The sequence below is a fragment of the Mycobacterium sp. 1482292.6 genome (assembly GCF_001672995.1).
In the GTDB taxonomy this organism is placed as follows: Bacteria; Actinomycetota; Actinomycetes; order Mycobacteriales; family Mycobacteriaceae; genus Mycobacterium; species Mycobacterium europaeum_A.
On record NZ_LZKV01000266.1, the window covers coordinates 1 to 22,676 of the forward strand.

The window sequence follows — 22,676 nt, forward strand, 5'->3', positions numbered from 1 at the left end:
TCGCGGGTGGCGGCATGTCGATCCAGCCGGGCAGCTGGTGGTAGAACTTGCGGATCACCGCGACCTGGCCCGCGCCCAGCTCGCCCCGGCGTTGTCCGGCGGCGGTGGCGGGCAGCATCGGGCCCAGCGGTTCGCCGGTCAGGCCGTGGCGCGGGCCCAGATCGCGTGCCTCGTTGAGGCGGCGGGCGGCTTCGGCGCGGCTGATCAGGGTCGCCTCGGCGATGGCGTGGACTGCTGTGCCGCCGAGTTCGACCGACGGTGCTTGGCGGGCCAGGGCATTGATCACGGGGTGCTCGACGGCCGGGATGCGCCGGCGCTGCTTTTCGCAGCGCGCCAACACCGCCAACTGTTGCCGGGGCTTCAGCGCATCGAGGTTCAGCGCGCAGACCTGATCCCAGGCGGCATCGAGCGCGTCGAACGCCGCCTCGACATCCTGCTCATCACTGACACTCACACCCCGAAACTAACGGCACCCACCGACAAAATCGGCCGAGAAATCGCCATAGATTCACACTCGCGCAAATAATTTCGTGGGGGTCACGGTGTCGCACGGTGATCGACCGTGCCAAGGATGTAAGGCCACCTCGCCCAAATCGCCATAGATTCACACTCGCGCAATTCATTTAGAATTCGCGACCGCTCCGGCTCGACGCGCAGCACAGGCCCAGACGATCTCGCCGGATTTCTCGGACCAAGACCTGCCGATCGAGGTCCCGCGTCTTGTCGGTGCGCAGACCTAAACTCTCGATGCCCAGGTAAACACGCACTTCGAAAGGGGGTCGCCGGCATGCGATTCCTGCACACCGCCGACTGGCAGTTGGGCATGACCCGGCACTTCCTCGCCGGTGACGCCCAGCCGCGGTATTCGGCGGCTCGCCGCGACGCGGTTTCCGGTCTGGGCGCCCTGGCGGCCGAGGTGGGCGCCGAGTTCGTCGTGGTGTCGGGCGACGTCTTCGAACACAATCAGCTTCCGCCCAAGGTCATCGGGCAGTCCCTGGAAGCCATGCGCGCCATCGGAATTCCGGTGTACCTGCTGCCGGGCAACCACGATCCCCTCGACGCCTCGTCGGTGTACAGCAGCGCGCTGTTCACCTCCGAGCGTCCCGACAACGTCGTGGTGCTCGACCGGGCCGGCGTGCACCAGGTGCGTCCCGGGCTGGAAATCGTCGCCGCGCCGTGGCGGTCGAAGGTCCCGACCACCGACCTGGTCGCCGACGTCCTCGACGACCTGCCCGCTGCCGCGGGCACCCGGATCCTGGTGGCGCACGGCGGCGTGGACGTCCTGGATCCCGATCGGGACAAGCCCTCGCTGATCCGGCTCGCCACCGTTGACGACGCGCTGTCGCGCGGCGCGGTGCACTACGTGGCGCTCGGGGACAAGCACTCGCTCACCCGGGTCGGCGACAGCGGCCGGGTCTGGTATTCCGGCTCCCCGGAGGTCACCAACTTCGACGACGTGGAAGCCGACCCAGGCCATGTCCTGATCGTCGACGTCGACGAGGCCGACCCGCAACGCGCGGTGTCCGTGACGCCGCGACACGTCGGAAGCTGGCGGTTCGTCACCTTGCGCCGACAGGTCGACTCCAGCCGTGACATCGCCGATCTCGACTTGAACCTCGACCTGATGACCGAGAAGGACCGGACCGTGGTGCGCCTGGCGCTGACCGGTTCGCTGACGGTCACCGACCGCGCCGCGCTGGACGCCTGCCTGGACAAATACGCACGGCTATTCGGCCACCTGCGCACGTGGGACAGCCACACCGACCTGGCGGTGATCCCGGCCGACGGCGAGTTCAGCGATCTGGGCATCGGAGGTTTCGCCGCCGCAGCGGTCGAAGAGCTGGTGGCGACGGCGCGCGAGGAGGACCCCGCCACCGCCGTGGACGCGCAGGCCGCGCTGGCGCTGCTGCTGCGCCTCACCGACCGGGGTGCGGCGTGAAGCTGCACCGGCTGATCCTGACCAACTACCGCGGGATTTCGCACCGGGACATCGAATTCCCCGATCACGGCGTCGTGGTGGTGTGTGGCGCGAACGAGATCGGCAAGTCGTCGATGATCGAAGCCCTGGACCTGCTGTTGGAGGCCCGGGACCGTTCGACGAAGAAGGAAGTCAAACAGGTCAAGCCCACCCACAGCGACGTCGGCTCCGAGGTGTCCGCCGAAATAAGCTGCGGCCCTTACCGTTTCGTCTACCGCAAGCGGTTTCACAAGAAGTGTGAGACCGAGCTGACGGTCATCCGGCCGTGCCGCGAACAGCTGACCGGTGACGAAGCCCACGAGCGGGTCCGGGCGATGCTGGCCGAGACGGTGGATAGCGACCTGTGGCATGCCCAGCGGGTGCTGCAGTCCGCGTCGACCGCCGCGGTGGATTTGTCCGGGTGCGACGCGCTGTCCCGCGCGCTCGATGTCGCCGCCGGCGACAGCGGAGGGTTGTGCGGCACCGAGCCATTGCTCATCGAACGCATCGACGCCGAATACGGGCGTTACTTCACCCCGACCGGACGCCCTACAGGCGAGTGGGCCGCCGCGATCGCTCGGCTGGTCGCCGCCGAGGCCGCGGTTGCCGAGTGCGCGGCCGCGGTCGCCGAGGTCGACGAGCGGGTGGCCCGCCACGCCGTGTTGACCCAGCAGGTCGCCGACCTCTCCCAGCAACGGATCGCGGCCGGCCCGCGGGTGGCCGCCGCGCAGGAAGCCGCCGATAACGTCGCCGCGCTCACCGCGCAGCAGCGCGAAGCCCAGCTGGTCGCCGACGCCGCGGTCGCCACCGCCACCGCCGCGGGCGGCGCCCACACCGCACGCCGGCAACTGCTGGCCGAAATCGACACGCGCGCCGAGGCTGTGGCCGAAACGCAAGCGCAGGCCGAAGAAGCCGCCGCCGCCCAGGCCGCGGCGCATGCGGAGGCCGAAGCGTCCGACGCCGCGCTGCATCAGGCCACCGAGGCCCTGGCCGAGCTGCACCGCCGGGCCGACTCCGCGCGGTGCACGGTCGACCGGCTCGCCGACCGCGAAGAGGCCGACCGGCTGACCGCCAGGTTGGCCAGGATCGACGCCATCGAGCGGGATCGCGAGCGGATCGGCGCCGAGCTCACCACCATCGCGGTCACCGAGGCGGTGCTGCGCCGCATCGAGGACGCCGCGGCCGCCGTCGACCGCACCGGCGACCAGTTGGCGCTGACCTCGGCGGCCATCGAACTCACCGCGGCGGCGGACATTCAACTCATCGTCGGCGGCCGGCAGGTCTCGCTGCCGGCCGGGCAGAGCTGGACGACCACCGCCGCCGGACCCACCGAGGTGACGGTCCCCGGCGTCCTGACCGCCCGGGTCACCCCGGGCGCGAACACACTGGACGTGCACGCCAAACACGCTGCGGCACAGCAGGAGTTGGTCGCAGCGCTGGCGGCCGGCGAGGTGGCCGACCTCGACGCCGCACGATCCGCCGACCAACGTCGCCGCGAGCTGCAGAGCACCCGTGATCAACTCGGCGCCACCCTGGCCGGCCTGTGCGGTGAAGAGCGGATCGAGGAGCTGCGATCGCGGCTCACCCAGCTGCGCGCCGCACACCCCGCCGAGACAAGTGCCGCGCCCGTGGACATCGGGGCCGCACGCGCCGAACTCACCGCGGTGCTTCAGGCCCGCGAGGACGCGTCGACCGAGTACGAGGCTCGCCGTCAGGCCGCTGCCACAGCGGCTACTGCGCTCGCCGAGTTATCCACGCGCGCAACGGTTCTGCAGAACACCTTGGCGACGCAGCGCGCCGAGCTGAACGCCGCCGCCGGCCGGTTGACGGCCGAGCGGGCATCCGCCGGCGATGCGGAACTCGCGGCCTCGGCGGACACGGCGCGCAGCGCGGCGCAGGCCGCCCAGCAACGCGTCACCGAAGTCGCCGAAGCGCTGGCCGCGGCCGCGCCCGATGCGGTCGCCAGCGAATTGGCCGACGCGACAAAGGAAGCCGACTCGCTGCGCGAGCGCTACGAAGGAGCCGCGCGCGCATTGCGCGAGATCACCATAGAACTCTCGGTGTTCGGCAGTGAGGGACGCCAGGGTAAGCTCGACGCCGCACAGACGGAGCGTGAGCACGCCGCCAGCGAGCACACCCAGGTGGGCGGCCGCGCGCGGGCGGCGCAACTGCTGCGCTCGGTGATGACGCGCCACCGCGACACCACCCGCCGTCGATATGTCGAGCCCTATCGTGCGGAACTGCAGCGACTCGGGCGTCCGGTGTTCGGCCCCAGCTTCGAGGTCGACATCGACAGCGACCTGTGCATCCGCAGCCGCACACTGAACGGCATCACGGTGCCGTACGAATCCCTGTCCGGCGGGGCCAAGGAGCAGCTCGGCATCTTGGCCCGGCTGGCCGGCGCGGCCCTGGTCGCCAAGGAGGACGCCGTCCCGGTGGTGGTCGACGACGCGCTCGGTTTCACCGACCCGGATCGCTTGACCAAGATGGGCGAGCTGTTCGACACCGTGGGAACCCACGGGCAGGTGATCGTGCTGACCTGCAGCCCTGACCGCTACGACGGTGTCAAGGGCGCGCACCGCATCGATCTCAGCGCTTAGCCCACGCGGCCGGCCGAGGCCGAAACTGCTGGTCAGAACTGTTCGATGCCATGTCGGCGCCTCGCCTGCAGAATGGGAACATGGTGGGGCCACGCGAATGACGATGAACGCGAAGCGCAGCCGGGTGCAGCAGAAGCTGGCGGAACTGCCCGGCGTGCGACCCGTGCGCCGGCCGATCTCACCGCACAGCGCCGAAGAGTTCGATCTGTACTACGTGCGCGCCGGCCGCAAGTCTTCCAGTCCGGTGGTCATCATCCCCGGGGGTCCGGGCGTGGCGTCGGTGCAGATGTACAAGGGACTGCGGCGGCGCGCAGCGGCGGCCGGCCTCGACGTCATCATGGTCGAACACCGCGGGGTGGGGATGTCGCGGCACGACGACTCGGGCGCCGATCTGCCCCCGCAATCTATGACCGTGAACCAGGTGGTCGATGACGTGGCCGCGGTGCTCGACGACGCGCAAGCGCAGTCGGCGGTCATTTATGGCGCCTCGTACGGCACCTATATCGCCGCCGGAGTCGGGGTGCGGCATCCGCAGCGGGTGCGGGGCATGGTGCTCGATTCGCCGTTGCTGTCCCGGCACGACATCGTGATCGTGCGCCGCGCGATTCGCCGGCTGCTGCTAAAGGGGGACAGCCCCGAAACCGCTTCAGTGGCACCCAAAATGCGCAAGCTGGTCGACGCCGGGATCATGGATGCGGCGGCAACGCAGGTCGTGGCGACGATTTACGGTTATGGCGGGGCCGACCTGCTCGAACGACAACTCGACCTGCTACTCGATGGCCGAAAGTTACTGTGGTGGGCGCTGTCCCGGTTCACCACCCTGGGCAACCTGCCGTTTCGCTACGAGGAAGACCTGGTAAGCCGCATCGCGTTCCGCGAACTGGACTATGCGGCCGAACCCGACGGGCTGCCGCTCGACCCCGCCGTGGCGGAAAGCAAAACGCGCACGCAGCGAGTCACTTTCGAGGACGAACCCTATGACCTGCCGACCGAAATGCCGAATTTCGACTGGCCCACCGCGGTGGTTTCGGGTAGGCGGGATCTCATCACCCCACCGGCGGTCGCCCAACGCGTGGCGTCGCTGCTACCCAATGCGGTGCTGTTGAGCCTGCCGAGCATGGCGCACAGCGCGCTGGACTTTCGCGAGCCCGTCGCGCTCGCCACTGCCGACGCGGTTCGGCGTGGCGACCTGAAAGGGCTTGCCGCGCGGGCGTCGGCGCTGGACGCGCTGCCCCCGCGCCCCGAGGTGCGACTGCTGTGGAAGGCGCTCGGAGCGGCGGCCGTCGTCGAGGGCGCGCTGCCGATCCCGAATCGGCTGCGCCGGCGGCTCAATTCCGCGTGAACCCGATGGCGGTGTAGTCGAGGTCGGCAAGACCGGCCGCACCGAAATTGGCCAGCGTGCCGCGCACCGCGACATCCCCGGGCGACTGCGTCAGCGGAAGGCTGAATCCCTCGGCCCAGATGAGCTTGTCGAGATCGTTGGCCAGCGCCCGCGCCTTGGCCGGGTCGAGTTCTTCCAGGGTGCTTTCGATGGCGGCGTCGATCTGTTCGCTGCCGATCTTGCCGAAATTGCTTTCCCCGTCCGACTTGTAGATCTGGGTCAGCGCCGAGAGCGGGAAGGCGTCGCCGAGCCAACCGAACTGGGCCATATCAAACGCCCCGACGTTGATGTAGTTGGTGAAAAAGCCGCTGCCGGAACGGGAGACGAGTTCCAGCTTGACCCCGATCTGGGCCAGGCTGTGCTGGGCGATCTGGGCGAACTGCCGGCTGCCCTGGGCGTCGTAGAACAAATCGCGGATGACCAGCTGCCGGCCGTCCTTCTCGCGGAACTGGCCGGTCCGCTTCCAGCCCAACGCGTCGAGCTCCCGGCTGGCCGCGGCCGGGTCGTAGGGAACGACCGAGCTGTTGTCCTGATAGCCCTGCTGCCCCGCGACATAGATGTGGTTGCCCAGCGCCACCGGGTTACTGGTCAGGCCGTACTGGACGACTTTGGCGATGGTCTGCCGATCGATGCCCTTGGCGACCGCGACGCGCAGCGCCCGGTCGGACAGGATCGAGCCCGGGGCGCCGTTGAACGTGAAGTGAGACCACGCCGGCGCGGGCGCGCGCCGGATCGAGATCCCCTTGGTGCGCTGGGCGATGGTCAGCTGATCGACGGTGCCGACCCCGGTGGCGTCGATCGTGTTGTTCTGCAGCGCCGGTAGCCGCGCGGCATCGTCGAGCACCAGATAGGTGATGGTGTCCAGCCGGGGTCGCGCGCCCCACCATTTCGGGTTGCGGCTCAACACGATCCGCTGGGTGGTCCGATCCAACGACGAGACGACGAACGGTCCGGCCGACGGTCCGGGACCGTCCAGCTGGCCCTTGTTGAATGCCTCCGGGGTGGCCGTCATGTTCTTGGGCAGCAGCATTCCGTTGCCGGCGAACATGCCGCGCCATTCGGCGTAGGGCTTGGCGAAGGTCATGATGGCCTGCCGGTCGTCGACGCCCCGGGTCACCGAGGCGACGCGGTCCGCACCGCTTGGTCCGGCGATCTCGAAGGTCTTGTCGACACCGCTCAGGGCGTGGATCTGGCTGGCGATGTCCGCCCAGGTGATCGGCGTGCCGTCCGACCACACCGCCTTGGGGTTGATCGTGTACGTAACCACCTGTGGCGCAGTGCCGGTGAGCTCGATGCTGGTGAAGTAGTCGGTGTCGACCGTCGTGGAGCCGTCGGGGCCGATGATGAATGCCCGCGGCAGGGTGGCCTTCATCATCGCCGAGACGTCGGCCGAATTGCCGTCGATGTGCAAGATGTTGAAGTTCGGTGGAAAGTCGGTGAGCGCCAGTCGCAGGTCGCCGCCGTCTTGCAGAGTGGCCGGATCGTGCGGGTTGAGGTCGCTCGTGGAGCCGATCTGCGCGTTCTGGCCCGTTTCGGGAATCAGGCTGACGGCCGGCGAGCAACCCGAGATTGCCAGCATCATCGCGAAACACGCTGACGCGCAGCGGATCCCCCGACGCGCCAGGACCGCCCGGCTAGGCACGTCTGCCCGGATCCGGTTGCGGCACCGCGTTCAGCAGCCGCCGGGTGTATTCGTGTTGCGGATCGGCGAAGACCTGCCGGCTGTTACCCTGCTCCACGATGGCGCCGGCATACATCACCACGACGTCGTGAGCCAGGTGTTTGACGACCGAAAGATCATGGGAGACAAACAGATAAGATAGGCCGAACCGCTCTTGCAGGTCCAGCAACAAATTGATTATCCCGGCCTGGATGGATACGTCGAGCGCGGACACCGGTTCGTCGAGCGCCAGGATCTTCGGCTGCAGTGCCAGCGCGCGGGCGATGCCGATGCGCTGCTTCTGGCCGCCGGAGAATTCGGCGGGGTAACGGACCGCGTCGGCGCGGCGCAGACCCACGATTTCCAGCAGCTCGGCGACGCGCACGTTGGTGCGACCTTTGTCGAACCCATTGGCCCGCAGGGGTTCCGCCAGCAACTCGGACACCGGTAGCCGCGGATCCAGCGACGCGATCGGGTCTTGGAACACGACCTGGATGTCGCGCCGCAGCGCTCGCCTGCGCGCCGTGCTCAACGTGGTGACATCGGTGCCCAGCACTTCGATCGAACCCGACTGGGGGCCGGTGAGTTCCAGGATCTCGTGCAGAGTGGTCGACTTGCCCGAACCCGACTCACCGACGATGCCCAGGGTGCGGCCCTGCCGCAGCTCGAAACTGACGCCGTCGACCGCGCGGACCTCGCCGGCGCTGCGGCGCAACACGCCCTTGGTCAGCCGGTAGGTCTTGGTCAGGTCGCGCACCGCGACGACCACCGAGCCGTCGGCCGATTCCGCTTGGTGGGCTTCGGTGCTCACGCCGTAGATGTCCGCGGCGCTTCGGCCGTCGACTTGCTCGGTGCGGATGCAGGCCGCCCGGTGATCGGTGCCGACGGCAAGCAATTCCGGCTCCTCGAGCCGGCATTCGTCGATGGCCAGCGGGCAGCGCGGCGCGAACGGGCAGCCGGGATCCAGGCCGGCCAGCGACGGCGGCGCGCCGGGGATCGGCACCAGTCGGGTGCCCTGAGCGGCGTCCAGTCGCGGCACCGAACCCAGCAGCCCGACGGTGTAGGGCATCCGCCGGTCCCGGTAAAGGTCACGCACGGAAGCGGATTCGACGACCCGCCCGGCGTACATCACCATCGCCCGGTCGGCGAACTCGGCGACCACACCGAGGTCGTGGGTGATGATCAGCACCCCGGCGCCGGTGATGTCGCGGGCCGTCTTGAGCACCTCGAGGATCTGCGCCTGCACCGTGACATCCAGCGCGGTGGTCGGCTCGTCGCAGATCAACAGGTCGGGGTCGTTGGCGATCGCGATCGCGATCACCACCCGTTGCCGCTCACCGCCGGACAGCTCATGGGGAAACGCTCGGGCGCGCCGTTCCGGCTGGGCGATTCCCACTAGTTCGAGCAGTTCCACCGCGCGCCGGCGGGCGGCCTTCTTGCACGCCCGCGGCTGATGGATCTCGATCGCCTCGGCGATCTGATCGCCGACGGTGTAGACCGGCGTCAGCGCCGACATCGGGTCCTGGAACACCATGCCGACCGTCTTGCCGCGAAACCGCGACATGGCGTCGTCGCCGAGGCCAAGCAGCTCGGTGCCGTGCAACCGGACCGAGCCGCGCACCCGCGCGTACTCGGGCAACAGTCCGATGGCCGCCATCGCCGAAACGGACTTCCCCGAACCGGATTCGCCGACCATCGCGACGACCTCTCCCGGTTCGATGCGATAGCTGATGCCGCGCACCGCGGTCACCGGCGCGCCGCCGGCTCCGAAGGTGACCGCCAGGTCGGTCACCTCGAGCAGCGCGCTCATCCGCCCCCACCCCGCAGCCCCGCGCTGCCGGGGTCGAGCGCGTCGCGCAGTCCGTCGCCGGTGAGGTTGGCGCACACCAGGATCAGCACCAGCACGCCCGCCGGAAACAGAAACACCCACGGAAAGGTGGTCGCCGATTGGGTTCCGTTGGCGATCAACGTTCCCAGCGACACGTCCGGCGGCTGGATACCGAAACCGAGGAAGCTCAGGCCGGTTTCGGCCAGGATGGCCGAGGCGACGTTGAGCGCGGCGTCGATGATCAGGATGGAAGCCACGTTCGGCACCACGTGGCCGAGGATGATGCGACTACTCGATACCCCCATATACCGTGCGGCCCGGATGAATTCGCGTTCACGCAAACTCATGGTCATGCCGCGCACCATGCGTGAGCTGACCATCCACCCGAACCCGGCCAGCAGCAGCACCAGCATCAACACGTTGGCCGAGTTCTTGATTCGCGGCGTCACGATGGCGATGAGGATGAAGCTGGGCACCACCAACAGCAGGTCGACCACCCACATCAAGGCGCGGTCGCGCCAGCCACCGAAATAGCCGGAGATCGCCCCGACGGTGGCGGCGATGCCAGTGGAGATCACCGCGACGCAGACGCCGATCAGCATCGATTTCTGCATGCCGCGCAGGATCTGCGCCAACAGGTCCTGACCCAGCGCGTTGGTGCCCAGCCAGTGCCGCGCGTTCGGCGGCGCCAACAGCGCGGTGAAATCAAGGTCCTCATAGGAGTACGGCAGCACCGCGGGCAGCGCGTAGCAGCCGACGAACAACAGGACCAGCAACGCCAGCGACGCCACCGCGAACCGGTTGCGACCGAACCGCCGTAGCACCAGGGTGCGCCGTGAGGTGAAATCCGCGACTTCGTGGCCCGAAAACCCATGGGCGCCATCGGCATTCGTCTCAGAGGTCATGACACCCGCACCCGCGGATCAAGGGCCGCGTAGAACACGTCCGAGAGCAGCCCGGCCAGCAACACCACCGCCCCGGAGAACAGGGTGATCGCCGCGATGATGTTGGTGTCCTGCGTCGCGATGCCGGCCACCAGCCATTCGCCCATGCCGTGCCAGCCGAAAATCTTCTCCACGAACACCGCTCCGGTGACCAGGCCCGCCACCCCGTAGGCGAACAGGGTGGCCAGCGGGATCAGGGCGGTCCGCAGCCCATGCTTGACCAGCGCGCGCCGGCGGGTCAGCCCTTTGGCGCGCGCGGTGCGAATGAAGTCCTGGCCGAGGACGTCGAGCATCGCGTTGCGTTGGTATCGGCTGTAGCCGGCCGCGGCGGCCAGCGCCAGGGTCAGCGACGGCAGGACCAAGTGGCGCAACCGGTCGAGCAGCTGCGCACCGGCCCCGCCGGTGACCCCCGGTGAGGTCTCCCCGGTGTAGTCGAAGACGTGAACGCCCAGCGCCCAGTTCACCCGCAGCGCACCGAGGATCAGCAGGCTGGCGATCACGAACGTCGGCGTGCTGAGCACCAGCAGCGCCACCAGGGTGACGACGCGGTCGCTGAGTCGATACTGCCGGATCGCGCCCCACGCCCCGGCCGCGATGCCCAGCGCGGTGCCCGCCAGTGAACCGATGACGAGCAGGCGCAGGGTGACTCCGACGCGACGCCAAAGCGTGGTCCCGACTGGCTGCCCGGTGACCGTTTTGCCGAAGTCGCCGCGCACGGCGTGCGAGGCCCAGTGCGCGTAGCGGATCGGTATCGCCTCGTCCAAGCCGAGTGTGTGGGCCTTGGCGTCAATCACGGCCTGCGGCGGCCGCGGGCTGCGCTGCAGCAGGCTGTCGAGTGGCCTGAAGGCCACCGACGTCAGGCAAAACGTGAGAAACGATGCCAGCGCCAGCAGCACAACGTAGTTGAGCAACCGGCGTGCCAGAAATCGAGTCATGCCCGTCCGCACACCCCACGTTGCATTGGGACAGGCTATCGAGCCGGCAGCACGGCGTCGCGCGTTGCGGCGTCGGGTGCGCTCGGTCCGCTTTCGATCCGGTTGATTCTCACCGGTGAATCGCGTGTGATCGGTTGTTAGGATCCACCGCGGCACCGAGGCCGTGCAGCAAACGCGCACGTTTCGGGCCGCGACACTCCCAAGGAGGCTTGCGTGACGGTTACCGATGATTACCTGGCCAACAACGCCGAATATGCGAGCACCTTCGAAGGGCCACTGCCGATGCCGCCGGGCAAACATGTCGCGGTCGTCGCGTGCATGGACGCCCGGCTCGATGTCTATCGCATCCTCGGCCTCAACGAGGGGGAGGCCCACGTCATCCGCAACGCCGGCGGGGTCGTCACCGACGACGTCATCCGCTCGCTGGCCATCAGCCAGCGGTTGCTGGGAACGCGGGAGATCATCCTGATCCACCACACCGACTGCGGCATGCTCACCTTCACCGATGACGACTTCAAGCGCAGCATCCAGGAGGAGACGGGCATCAAGCCCGGGTGGGCGGCCGAGGCGTTCGCCGACCTCGCCGAGGACGTCCGGCAGTCGCTGCGCCGCCTGGAGGCCAGCCCGTTCGTCACCAAGCACGTCTCCGCGCGCGGATTCGTGTTCGACGTGGCCACCGGCAAGCTCGACGAGGTGACGCTCTAGCCGGTCAGCCGACCTTGTAGGTCGCCAGCGCCTTGGCGACCAGCGTCCCCTGCGGGTCGATGATCTCGGCCTCGCAGTTGACCAGCGAGCGGCCGCGCCGCAGCACTCGGCCGACGCCGATGACGTCGGTGGCCCGGGCCGGGGCCATGAAGTCCAGCGCCATGGAGACCGTCACGCCCCGCAATTCGGGCGGCGCCTGCGTTCCGCACCACGCCGCCGCCATGACGGTGAGATCGGCGAGCGTGGCGATGGCGCCGCCGTGGACCATGTCACCGATGGTCACGTTGGACGGGTCCCAGGGCAGCCGCAGCCGCACCTCGTCGTCCTCGAGGCGGTCGGCAACGATGCCGAGCTTGACCACGAAGGGGGACTGGGGGAGGAACTGCGCGATGACGTCGCGACCGCTCGGTGTGGCTGGTCCGGCGGGTTGAGGGGTGGCAGTCATCCGTCCATGCTTTCGCACCCGTCACCGGCGGCAAAAGTACCGCCACGCCTCTTGACGCGATGTGTCCGGTGGCCGCCGCGCGCGCCACCAGGCGTCGGCTCGTCGGCCCGCGGTTGACAGCGCCAACGGGAACTGGTCTTATATTTTGTTAAAGTGCCAAAGTTGGTCAGTTCTGCCAGGTTTAATGAAGGAAGCTATGACCGGTGATCTGAAGGTGGCCCCCGCCGCCGGGCAATACGAGTTGAGCCATCTGCGCTCGCTGGAGGCAGAGGCGATCCACATCATCCGGGAGGTGGCCGCTGAGTTCGAGCGGCCGGTGCTGCTGTTCTCGGGCGGCAAGGATTCCATCGTCATGCTGCACCTGGCGCTGCGGGCGTTCCGCCCCGGGCGGTTGCCCTTCCCGGTGATGCACGTCGACACGGGGCACAACTTCGACGAGGTGATCGCCACCCGCGACGAGTTGGTCGCCGAGCACGGTGTTCGCCTGGTGATCGCCTCGGTCCAGGAGGACATCGACGCCGGGCGGGTCGTCGAGCCACGCCAGGGGCGGAACTCGATCCAGACCGTGACCCTGCTGCGCGCCATCCGGGAGAACAAGTTCGACGCCGCCTTCGGCGGAGCGCGCCGCGACGAGGAGAAGGCCCGCGCCAAGGAACGCGTCTTCAGCTTCCGCGACGAGTTCGGCCAATGGGATCCCAAGGCGCAGCGGCCCGAGCTGTGGAACCTCTACAACGGCCGCCACCACAAGGGCGAGCACATCCGGGTGTTCCCGTTGTCCAACTGGACCGAGTTCGACATCTGGTCCTACATCGGCGCCGAGAACATCGCGCTGCCGTCGATCTATTACGCGCACCGGCGCAAGGTATTTCGTCGCGACGGCATGCTGCTGGCGGTGGACCGCAACATGCAACCGGGTGACGACGAGCCGGTGTTCGAGACGACGGTGCGTTTCCGCACCGTCGGCGACGTCACGTGCACCGGATGCGTGGAATCGCAGGCCGCCACGGTGGACGAGGTCATCGCCGAGACCGCGGTGTCCCGGCTGACCGAGCGCGGGGCCACCCGGGCTGACGACCGCATCTCGGAGGCGGGCATGGAAGACCGCAAACGGCAGGGATACTTCTGATGACAACGCTTTTGCGGCTCGCGACCGCGGGTTCGGTCGACGACGGCAAGTCCACCCTGATCGGCCGCCTGCTGTATGACTCCAAGGCCGTGATGGAAGACCAGTGGGCCGCGGTGGAACAGACGTCCAAGGACCGCGGACACGACTACACCGACCTGGCGCTGGTGACCGACGGCCTGCGGGCCGAGCGCGAACAGGGCATCACGATCGACGTCGCTTACCGCTACTTCGCCACTCCCAAGCGCAAATTCATCATCGCCGACACCCCCGGCCACATCCAGTACACCCGCAACATGGTGACCGGGGCGTCGACCGCGCAGCTGGTGATCGTGCTCGTCGACGCGCGACATGGCCTGCTGGAGCAGTCGCGCCGGCACGCCTTCCTGGCATCCCTGCTGGGCATCCAGCACATCGTGCTCGCGGTCAACAAGATGGACCTGATCGGCTGGGACAGAGAGAAATTCGAGGCCATCCGGGACGAATTCCACGCCTTCGCCGCGCGTCTGGACGTGCACGACGTGGCCACCATTCCGCTTTCGGCGCTGCACGGCGACAACGTGGTGACCAAGTCCGACCAGACACCGTGGTACGAGGGCCCGGCGTTGCTGTCGCACCTCGAGGAGGTGTACATCGCCGGTGACCGCAACATGGTCGACGTGCGGTTCCCGGTCCAGTACGTCATCCGCCCGCATACCCGCGAACACCAGGACCACCGCAGCTACGCCGGCACGGTCGCCAGCGGGGTTATGCGGCCGGGTGATGAAGTGGTGGTGCTGCCGGTCGGCAAGCGCACCCGGATCACCGCGATCGACGGGCCGAATGGTCCGGTGGAAGAAGCGTTTCCGCCGATGGCCGTATCGCTGACCCTGGCCGACGAGATCGACATCTCGCGCGGTGATTTGATCGCCCGCACCCACAATCAGCCCAGGGTGGCGCAGGAGTTCGACGCGACGGTGTGCTGGATGGCCGACAATGCGGCGCTCGAGCCCGGCCGCGACTACGTCATCAAGCACACCACCCGGACCACGCACGCGAAGGTGACCGCGCTCGACTACCGGCTCGACGTCAACACCCTGCATCGCGACAAGAGCGCAACGGCGTTGCAGCTCAACGAACTCGGTCGCATTTCGCTGCGCACCCAGGTGCCGCTGCTGCTCGACGAGTACACCCGCAACCCCAGCACCGGCTCGTTCATCCTCATCGACCCGCACACCAACGGCACGGTGGCCGCCGGCATGGTGCTGCGCGACGCTTCGGCGCAGGCGGCGAGCCCGAACACCGTGCGGCACAAGCCATCCGCCATCGCCGAGGCGCGGCCGCGGGGCAAGACGGTGTGGTTCACCGGTTTGTCCGGATCCGGCAAGTCGTCGGTGGCCATGCTGGTGGAGCAGAAGCTGCTCGAAAAGGGTTCTCTGGCTTACGTTCTCGACGGTGACAACCTGAGACACGGTTTGAACGCCGACCTGGGCTTTTCCATGGCGGACCGGGCCGAAAACCTGCGCCGGCTGGCACACGTGGCGGCGCTGCTCGCCGACGCCGGCAATGTCGTGCTGGTGCCGGCGATCAGTCCGCTGACCGAGCAACGCGAACTGGCGCGCCAAGTGCACGTCGACGCCGGCTTCGACTTCTTCGAGGTGTTCTGTGACACCCCGATCGAGGAATGCGAAAAGCGTGATCCCAAGGGCCTGTACGCCAAAGCCCGGGCGGGGGAGATCACCCAGTTCACCGGCATCGACAGCCCGTATCAGGCGCCAGTGAATGCCGACCTGCGCCTGACCCCGGACGGTACCGTCGAGGAGCAGGCGCAGCGGGTCATCGACCTGCTCGAATCGAGCGGGTAGCACGCCAGGTCAGCCAGGCTGCACCGATATTGTGCCGCCGGGTGGCACAATCCTGTGAGTGCGCATGTCGGCGAAGGCGGAGTATGCCGTGCGGGCGATGATTCAGCTCGCCACGGTGCCCGACGGAACGCTGGTGAAGACCGACGACCTGGCCCAGGCCCAGGGCATCCCGCCGCAGTTCCTCGTCGACATCCTGACCAACCTGCGCACCGACCGGCTGGTGCGCAGCCACCGCGGTCGTGAAGGCGGCTACGAATTGGCCCGTCCCGGCAAAGACATCAGCATCGCCGACGTGCTGCGCTGCATCGACGGACCGTTGGCCAGCGTCCGTGACATCGGGCTGGGCGATCTACCGTATTCGGGTCCGACGGCGGCGCTCACCGACGTGTGGCGCGCGCTGCGGGCCAGCATGCGTTCGGTGCTCGAAGAAACGACGTTGGCCGACGTCGCCGCCGGTGCCCTGCCCAAGCATGTCGCGCAACTGGCCGACGACTATCGCCGGCAGGAAAGCCAGCGGCACGGTACGGCGCGCACCGGCGACTGAGCGAAGTTTCCGCTCAGCCCGCCGATCCGTACGGGCTGGTGAGGATCTCCATGGCATGGCCGGACGGGTCCAGGAAATAGACCCCGCGCCCACCGTGGTTGTGGTTGATCTCGCCGGGACGGTTGGCGCCCGGATCGGCCCAGTGCTGCAGCCCGCGTGAGGAAATCCTGGCGTAGATGGCGTCGAACTCCTGCTCGGACACCAGGAACGCGTAGTGCTGGCGCGGGATGTCCGCGCCTTCCGGGGCGTCGGCGTAGTCGAGACTTACACCGTGCTCGAGTTCGACGACCATGAAGTGGCCGAAGGGCTTTGGGCTGGGCAGGCCGAACAGCTCGGTGAGGAACTCGGCTGATTCTCGTTTATCGCGTGACGCGACGATGGTGTGGTTGAAACTGATGGTCATAGTTCTTTCCAGTCAACCACCGTCCGCCGGGCGCGACAACGCCGCGCTATTTCGGCGCGGTTAGCTCGAGGGCGATGTTGTCGGGGTCACGGAACTCCAGGATGTAGGACGGTCCGATGTCTTTGACCGGCTCATGACCGACGCCGAGTTCGTCGAGATGTGCTGCCGCCGAATCCAATTCGTCTTTGCTGGCGAGCCGGAAGGCAATGTGGTCGAGGCCGACGCGATCCTCGTCGAAGCGGTCCGCGGCCACCGGGCGCAGACCGAGTAGCGTGCCGCCGAGGTCGTAGATCACGCCGCCGTACAGGAAGCTCAACTGGTTGCGGGTGGGTTCATCGGCGTTGTCGGGGACCTCGATCAAAACCGGCCAGCCGAACACGCTCTCGTAGAACTGCCGCGACCGCTCGATATCGGTCACGGTCAGCCGGACATGCGCGATGGAACTACTGGTGAACGCCACTCGGTCCATGGTTCCACTGATGGGCTGCATTAGAAACATGCCAAAATCGCCGTCGTGCAGATTGCGATGACCATGCCGGTGATGGAGCCGGATCTGGATGCGACCGTGCTCGAGACCTGGGCGCGCGCCATTGACGAGGGGCCGTTCTCGTCGCTGTGCTGGGGTGAGCGCATCGCGTTCGACAACCCGGACAACCTGACGTTGCTGGGTGCGCTGGCCGCCTGGACCAAGCGGGTGCGGCTGCTGACCACGGTCATCGTGCCGCAGCTACACGATCCGGTGATGCTCGCCAAGGGGCTAGCGACCGGCGACCTGCTCAGCGGCGGCCGGCTCACCGTGGGCATCGGCGTGGGCGGTCGGCACGAGGACTACCACGCCGTGGGCGCCGATCCGGCGACGCAGACGATGCGCGGCATGGCCGAACGCGTGGCGGTGATGAAGCGGGTCTGGGCGGGGGAGAAGACCTCCGATTCGGTGCTGCCGGTCGGCCCGGCGCCGGTGCAGCCCGGCGGTCCGCCGCTGTTCGTCGGGAGTATCGGACCGAAAACCATCCGCAGCGCGGCCGCGTGGGCCGACGGGCTGGCCGGCACCACCCTGGACCTCGACGTGGCCAAGCAGAACGAGCTGTTCGACGTGACCCGGGCGGCCTGGGCGCAGGCCGGCAAGCCCAAACCCCACCTGATCACTTCGTTCTGGTTCGCCTTCGGCTCGCCCGAGGGGTCCCGCGACCAGATCCACCGTCACCTGCGCCGCTACATGAACTGGATACCGGCCGACTACGTCGACGCGATGGCACCGATGACCGGCTGGGCCGGCAGCGAGGACGAGCTGCTCGACGTGTTGCGCAGGTTCGCCGAGATCGGCACCGATGAGGTCCAGCTGATCCCGACCAGCTCGGATGTCGATCAGCTTCGTCGCGCCGCGGACGTGGCAGCACGGCTCTAGCGTTACGGCAACGCTGCAGGTCAAATCGGGTGAATTGCCGCGCCGACGCGGTGGCGATTTCATTAGCGGCATGACGCAGCAGGAGCTGCCCGCCCCGCTAGCCGTACTGACCGGGCTCATGACCGAGTGCGCGAGCAACGGCGACTACGCCGGGGCCGCGCGGCAGGCGAACGAGCTGGTCACCCTGTGTCGGGCGACGCTGGGCGAGCGGCACCCCACCGTGCTGGAACTCAAGGTGTCGCTGGCCACCGTGCAACTGCGCGCCGGCGACGACGCCGTCGCCTACGAAGAGTTCGCCCGATTGATCCCCGACCTGGTCGAGGTGCTTGGGCGCGATCACCTCAGTACCCTGACCGCTCGCCACCTCCTGGCGGGTCGGCAACAACCGTCGCTGTCAGCGCTCGCCGAGTGGTCGCAGCTTTTCGCCGACGAACAGCGCGTGTTGGGCGCCGAACACGAGAGCGTGCTGGTCGCCCGCGAGAAAATCGCCGAGAAGCGTTGGGAGATAGGCGATTTCGTCGGTGCGCTGGCCGAGGGTGAACACGTACTCGCCGCGCGGCGGCGCGTGCTGGGTGACGACCACGCCGACACCCTGGGCACGCGGTTGATGCTGGCGATCTGGCGGGGCCGCTCCGGTGACGTCCCCACGGCCGTCGCCGAGCTCGAACCGTTGATCGGCGAGCTGCGCGACAAGCTGGGCGACGACCACGTTCACCTGCTGATGGCCCGGCACATGTTCACGCTGTGGGCCCCGGACCTGGCCGGCGTAAAGGACGAGGTCGCGGCGTGGGAGGCGCTGGTCGACGAGGAGGCGCGGGTGCTGGGCGACGAGCATCCGGTGACCGTCGCCGCCCGCCATGAGCTGGCCGGATGGTGCGCCCGGCACGGCCGGCCACCGGACGAATCCGGTGGCCGATCCGCTTCGGCCCGCAGGTGCGCTGAGCGTTAGGTCGCCGCTTTGTCCACCGGACGCTCGTCGGCGGCAGGCTCCTGGGGCGGCTGCCCCTTGCGCAGCGTCTCCAGCAGCTCGCGATACGGCCCCACCAGATAGACGGTGTCGCCGCCGCGCAGCCAGGCGTCGCGACGAGGGTGCAGCTCGACAGGGGTGTCCCGGCGGGTGATCGCGATGACCCGGGTCTGGGTGGACATCTCGAACATGCGCAGCCCGTCGAGTTCGCTGCCGGCCGCCACGTGCATCGCGCCGACCATGAACGAACGCTGCCCGATCGAAAACGTGCCCAGCACCTGCAGGCCCATCGCGGCACCGATGAACCAGGGCGCCGCCAGGTCGACGGTCGAGCGAACGTTCTCAAAGCCGAACCGCTTGGCCACCGCATCGCCGAGGGCGCGGTCGTAGATGCGCAGCACGATGGGCACATCGGGCCGGTTGACCTCGGGCATCACCCGGGGACCCAGCATCTCGCGCAGCACGATTCCGGTCTCGATGTTGACCATGTCGTCCTGGGTCAGCACCGCGACGGCCCGGGCGCGGTCGACGCGGGCCGCCTCGAGTGTCTGGCGCAGCGTTGCGTCCCCGAAGATCACCGGTACGTCGAGTTCGTCTGCGGTGGAGAGGAATCGGTTGTTCTCGTCGCGTTCGATCACCGCGACGTCATATCCGGCGGCGGTCAGGTCGCCGACGACGCGGCTGCCGAACGAGCCCAGCCCGACGACGATGATGTGGTTGCGCAGATGGCGCGCGCGCCGAACCCCGGCCGATTGCAGGAAGCGGCGTGACAGCAGCAAGTCGGCCAGGAATGCGACGAGCAGCGCGGTGGTGGTTACGCCGGAAAACATCAAGGCGACGGCGAAGATTCGCAGCCACGCGGACTGGTGCAGGAAGGTGAATTCGCCGTAACCCACGGTGGTGATGGTCTCCGCGGTGAAGTACATCGCGTCCAGCCAGGACAGTCGCGGCCGCGTGTACGAGAAGTGCACGACGACCGTCGACGCGAGCAACAGACTGAGCGCGAGCAGCATTGCGGGGAAGAGCATGGGATTGACGTCGTCGCGCATCGCCCGCGCGGCGTCGGAAACCCGCCGCATCCATGACTGGCGTGAGCGGGTCGCGGCCGGCCGGGGAGTCTTGATGCCGCGCGCGGCCAGCTCGTCGGCGCTGCCGATCATGGCGGTCCAGTCGCCCTTGCGCACTTCGTGATCTCGTCCGGGACAGGGCACCACCTCGTCGGATCTCGCGGAGTTCGCGCCGTGGATCACGGCCACCGGTGCCAGGTCGCCGTAGATCTCACGAAGGGTCGCGTCGCGCGGCGCCTCGGCCCCCGACACCAGGAATTTGATGCCGGCCGCCTCGACCGGGTGGGTGCTGCTCGCCAGACAGGCTTCGACGACCGACGGCGCCGCGAGGTCGGCGACGTCCAGGATGGCCCCGGGACCGTTGTCGGCGGCCACCGCTCCGCGCAGCACGTCGTTGCCCAGTCGGGCGACCACGCGCACACGAGGATTCGCTTTCCTTGCCAGCAAGGCGATTTCGAGATTCTTCGCGTCGTCGTCCCCGGCGCAGACGATGGCGTGCGCGCGGGCGAGATCGGTGGCGACGAGCTCCTCGCTGTGCAGCTTGACGATGGTGGCACCGGCGCGGTTCAGTTCCTCGGCAATCGTTGTCGCGAGCGCGTTGTCACCGCTGACGATGATGTGGCGGCGCGTGCTCATGTATCCCCACCTCTGCGACATTTGTTGCTACGACTATCGGGCACTGCGTCGATGGATGCCAGCGTGACATGTCCGGACTCCTCTTGAGGGAGATAATGACGCGGATCATCGCTTGACGGCGAAGCTGTGGGACTGATTGGGAGGGTGCGGTGGAGGGTGGGCCGCTGGATTGGTGGTTGGACCGGATCAACTTGCTTATCGACATGACTGGCGATGTCGATCTGGGTGGCTCGGTCACGCTGGATTATTCCGAGGCATCGTTGTCGGTGCTGGAGACCGCGGCGCGCGATCGGTTGGCCGATCCGGCTGAGGCGCTCGAGGACGCAAATCAGTCGTTCACCGCGGGGGTGGTGGCGTATCTGGGTGAGGCCTTGATGCGTGTCGGTGGTGGGCGGTGGGACTGGGTCGCCGAGCCGCCCGCGGGTGTCGCGGTTGATGACCCCGGACTGCGGCGGCGGCTGTCTGAGCATCGTTGGCGGATCGACAGTGCGGGCGAACCCGATGCGACGGGCTTTCCGATCATCCGCCCCGACTCCGAATCGGGGCTGGAGGCGTTGTCGCCGACGCATCTGTTGCTGCAAGCGTTGGCCGATGAGAGTGCGGTGTTGGTGGCCGTGTACGGGCGCTGGCGGCAGGTCGTCCAGGACTATGCCGAGGCGCATCCTGGGTGGTCCCCGGTCAAAGAGCGCACTCTGGCGGATGGTCTGTTCAATGCTCCGCCGCCCTCGACGGTGCTCGATGACTGGCTGGCTCACCAGGAGCAGCATTTCGCCGATTGGGCGGCCCGCAACGGTGGCAACTGGGATTACAGTCCCGACAGCATTAACCGGTTGACCGAGCTCGTATCGCGGAAAGCGCCGACCGTGGCCGCGCTTCGAGATCCGGCTAATCGCGAGTTCGTCGACGGCGCCTGTTACTACCTGGGCGAGATATTGCGGCGCGGCTGCCCCTCGCGTTGGGTGTACCGCGAGTTTCGCGACGAGGGCGACCCGATTACCGCGAACTTTCAACTTCAACTGACCGACGATGCCGGTTTTACCGGTCCGTTCCATTTGCTGTCATTCATGCTCGAGCGTGGCGACCTCGGGCGTCCTCGCGCCTACTACGACGAATGGGTCGGTTGACTTCACTCCGCTGATCCAACAGATCGCGCGCGAAAACCGTTGCAAGGAGGCGCATCGTCGTCGCCGGGCAGTCTGCTGGAAAGCCGACGGGGCCGATTGGGAGGGTGCGGTGGAGGGTGGGCCGCTGGATTGGTGGTTGGACCGGATCAACTTGCTTATCGACATGACTGGCGATGTCGATCTGGGTGGCTCGGTCACGCTGGATTATTCCGAGGCATCGTTGTCGGTGCTGGAGACCGCGGCGCGCGATCGGTTGGCCGATCCGGCTGAGGCGCTCGAGGACGCAAATCAGTCGTTCACCGCGGGGGTGGTGGCGTATCTGGGTGAGGCCTTGATGCGTGTCGGTGGTGGGCGGTGGGACTGGGTCGCCGAGCCGCCCGCGGGTGTCGCGGTTGATGACCCCGGACTGCGGCGGCGGCTGTCTGAGCATCGTTGGCGGATCGACAGTGCGGGCGAACCCGATGCGACGGGCTTTCCGATCATCCGCCCCGACTCCGAATCGGGGCTGGAGGCGTTGTCGCCGACGCATCTGTTGCTGCAAGCGTTGGCCGATGAGAGTGCGGTGTTGGTGGCCGTGTACGGGCGCTGGCGGCAGGTCGTCCAGGACTATGCCGAAGCGCATCCTGGGTGGTCCCCGGTCAAAGAGCGCACTCTGGCGGATGGTCTGTTCAATGCTCCGCCGCCCTCGACGGTGCTCGATGACTGGCTGGCTCACCAGGAGCAGCATTTCGCCGATTGGGCGGCCCGCAACGGTGGCAACTGGGATTACAGTCCCGACAGCATCGGCCGACTCACTGCCCTCGTGCTGCAGGTGACGCCGACGGTCGAGGCTTTCCATGCTCCCGCCAATGCCGACTTCGTCGATGGCGCTTCCTATTACCTGGGCGAAATGCTGCGCCGTGGCCATCCGTCCCGATGGGTCTACCGCGACTTCGCCGACGAGGGCGATTCGATTACCGCCAACTTCAAGATTCAGCTCAACGACGACGCCGGCTTCACGGCGCCATACCATCTGCTCTCCGCCATGGTCAGGCATAAAGATCCCGGCGATACCCGCGCGTACTACGACGAATGGGTCGGCTGAATTCTCAAGCCCGTCAACCTCACT

General features: G+C 67.7%; 20 protein-coding genes. 11 read left to right on the forward strand and 9 right to left on the reverse strand.

What is annotated here, in order from left to right; genetic code table 11:
• Nucleotides 1-454 (reverse strand): DUF222 domain-containing protein (locus A5624_RS26770; protein ID WP_197519044.1); only part of this gene is annotated, 454 nt, incomplete at its 3' end.
• A gap of 333 nt (nt 455-787) precedes the next feature.
• On the opposite strand from A5624_RS26770, the gene A5624_RS26775 reads away from it, so the two are divergent.
• The 3 genes from A5624_RS26775 to A5624_RS26785 all read left to right on the forward strand — a co-directional run bounded on the left by A5624_RS26775 (nt 788) and on the right by A5624_RS26785 (nt 5,899).
• Nucleotides 788-1,939, forward strand: a complete 1,152-nt coding sequence (locus A5624_RS26775; RefSeq protein WP_066873543.1) for an exonuclease SbcCD subunit D — start codon at nt 788-790, stop codon at nt 1,937-1,939.
• Entirely contained in the window at nt 1,936-4,557 is a 2,622-nt protein-coding gene (locus A5624_RS26780) for an AAA family ATPase (protein ID WP_066873546.1), read from the forward strand. Before A5624_RS26775 ends, A5624_RS26780 begins: the two co-directional genes overlap by 4 nt.
• A 97-nt stretch (nt 4,558-4,654) precedes the next feature.
• Nucleotides 4,655-5,899 (forward strand): alpha/beta hydrolase, encoded by a 1,245-nt coding sequence (locus A5624_RS26785; protein WP_066873549.1) that lies wholly within the window; start codon nt 4,655-4,657, stop codon nt 5,897-5,899.
• On the opposite strand, the gene A5624_RS29655 is transcribed toward A5624_RS26785, so the two are convergent.
• Genes A5624_RS29655 through A5624_RS26805 form a run of 4 tightly spaced genes read right to left on the reverse strand, consistent with a single transcriptional unit; the run spans nt 5,886 to nt 11,305 of the window.
• Complete coding sequence (locus A5624_RS29655; RefSeq protein ID WP_197519045.1) at nt 5,886-7,520, reverse strand: ABC transporter family substrate-binding protein; 1,635 nt, start codon at nt 7,518-7,520, stop codon at nt 5,886-5,888. The genes A5624_RS26785 and A5624_RS29655 overlap by 14 nt on opposite strands.
• A gap of 52 nt (nt 7,521-7,572) precedes the next feature.
• Nucleotides 7,573-9,408 (reverse strand): ABC transporter ATP-binding protein, encoded by a 1,836-nt coding sequence (locus tag A5624_RS29660; protein WP_066873552.1) that lies wholly within the window; start codon nt 9,406-9,408, stop codon nt 7,573-7,575.
• Complete coding sequence (locus A5624_RS26800; protein ID WP_066873555.1) at nt 9,405-10,331, reverse strand: ABC transporter permease; 927 nt, start codon at nt 10,329-10,331, stop codon at nt 9,405-9,407. The genes A5624_RS29660 and A5624_RS26800 overlap by 4 nt, the downstream gene beginning before the upstream one ends.
• Nucleotides 10,328-11,305, reverse strand: coding sequence for an ABC transporter permease (locus tag A5624_RS26805; protein ID WP_066873628.1), 978 nt, complete (start codon nt 11,303-11,305; stop codon nt 10,328-10,330). Before A5624_RS26805 ends, A5624_RS26800 begins: the two co-directional genes overlap by 4 nt.
• 213 nt (nt 11,306-11,518) lie before the next feature.
• On the opposite strand from A5624_RS26805, the gene A5624_RS26810 reads away from it, so the two are divergent.
• On the forward strand, nt 11,519-12,010 hold the full coding sequence (locus A5624_RS26810) for a carbonic anhydrase (protein WP_066873558.1): 492 nt from the start codon (nt 11,519-11,521) through the stop codon (nt 12,008-12,010).
• A 4-nt stretch (nt 12,011-12,014) separates the two neighbouring features.
• Here A5624_RS26810 and A5624_RS26815 read toward each other — a convergent pair whose 3' ends face one another.
• Complete coding sequence (locus tag A5624_RS26815) at nt 12,015-12,455, reverse strand: PaaI family thioesterase (protein WP_066873561.1); 441 nt, start codon at nt 12,453-12,455, stop codon at nt 12,015-12,017.
• Between the two features lie 184 nt (nt 12,456-12,639).
• Here A5624_RS26815 and cysD point away from each other — a divergent pair, with 184 nt between their 5' ends.
• The 3 genes from cysD to A5624_RS26830 are packed head-to-tail and all read left to right on the forward strand — an operon-like array spanning nt 12,640 to nt 15,966.
• Nucleotides 12,640-13,581 carry a sulfate adenylyltransferase subunit CysD gene (gene cysD, locus A5624_RS26820; RefSeq protein ID WP_156749234.1) on the forward strand — a complete coding sequence of 314 codons (942 nt, stop codon included), beginning with the start codon at nt 12,640-12,642 and terminating at the stop codon, nt 13,579-13,581.
• Entirely contained in the window at nt 13,581-15,422 is a 1,842-nt protein-coding gene (gene cysC, locus A5624_RS26825; protein ID WP_066873567.1) for an adenylyl-sulfate kinase, read from the forward strand. The genes cysD and cysC overlap by 1 nt, the downstream gene beginning before the upstream one ends.
• Nucleotides 15,423-15,480: 58 nt before the next feature.
• A complete protein-coding gene (locus A5624_RS26830) occupies nt 15,481-15,966 on the forward strand; it encodes an RrF2 family transcriptional regulator (RefSeq protein WP_066873570.1) in 486 nt (161 codons plus the stop codon).
• A gap of 13 nt (nt 15,967-15,979) precedes the next feature.
• Here A5624_RS26830 and A5624_RS26835 read toward each other — a convergent pair whose 3' ends face one another.
• Together A5624_RS26835 and A5624_RS26840 are read right to left on the reverse strand one after the other, a co-directional pair.
• Nucleotides 15,980-16,369, reverse strand: coding sequence for a VOC family protein (locus tag A5624_RS26835; RefSeq protein ID WP_066873573.1), 390 nt, complete (start codon nt 16,367-16,369; stop codon nt 15,980-15,982).
• A 46-nt stretch (nt 16,370-16,415) separates the two neighbouring features.
• Entirely contained in the window at nt 16,416-16,838 is a 423-nt protein-coding gene (locus A5624_RS26840) for a VOC family protein (protein ID WP_066873576.1), read from the reverse strand.
• A gap of 57 nt (nt 16,839-16,895) precedes the next feature.
• On the opposite strand from A5624_RS26840, the gene A5624_RS26845 reads away from it, so the two are divergent.
• Entirely contained in the window at nt 16,896-17,774 is an 879-nt protein-coding gene (locus A5624_RS26845; RefSeq protein WP_066873631.1) for an LLM class flavin-dependent oxidoreductase, read from the forward strand.
• Between the two features lie 70 nt (nt 17,775-17,844).
• The gene (locus tag A5624_RS26850; protein ID WP_066873636.1) at nt 17,845-18,723 is read left to right on the forward strand and encodes a tetratricopeptide repeat protein; all 879 of its coding nucleotides are present in this window, start codon (nt 17,845-17,847) and stop codon (nt 18,721-18,723) included.
• Here the strand turns inward: A5624_RS26850 and A5624_RS26855 are convergent.
• Entirely contained in the window at nt 18,720-20,444 is a 1,725-nt protein-coding gene (locus A5624_RS26855; RefSeq protein ID WP_066873633.1) for an NAD-binding protein, read from the reverse strand. The two genes, A5624_RS26850 and A5624_RS26855, sit on opposite strands and share 4 nt — an antisense overlap.
• Nucleotides 20,445-20,620: 176 nt before the next feature.
• Here A5624_RS26855 and A5624_RS26860 point away from each other — a divergent pair, with 176 nt between their 5' ends.
• Nucleotides 20,621-21,568 (forward strand): hypothetical protein, encoded by a 948-nt coding sequence (locus A5624_RS26860; RefSeq protein ID WP_156749236.1) that lies wholly within the window; start codon nt 20,621-20,623, stop codon nt 21,566-21,568.
• A 136-nt stretch (nt 21,569-21,704) separates the two neighbouring features.
• Nucleotides 21,705-22,652 (forward strand): hypothetical protein, encoded by a 948-nt coding sequence (locus tag A5624_RS26865; RefSeq protein ID WP_156749238.1) that lies wholly within the window; start codon nt 21,705-21,707, stop codon nt 22,650-22,652.
• Nucleotides 22,653-22,676 lie beyond the last annotated feature (24 nt).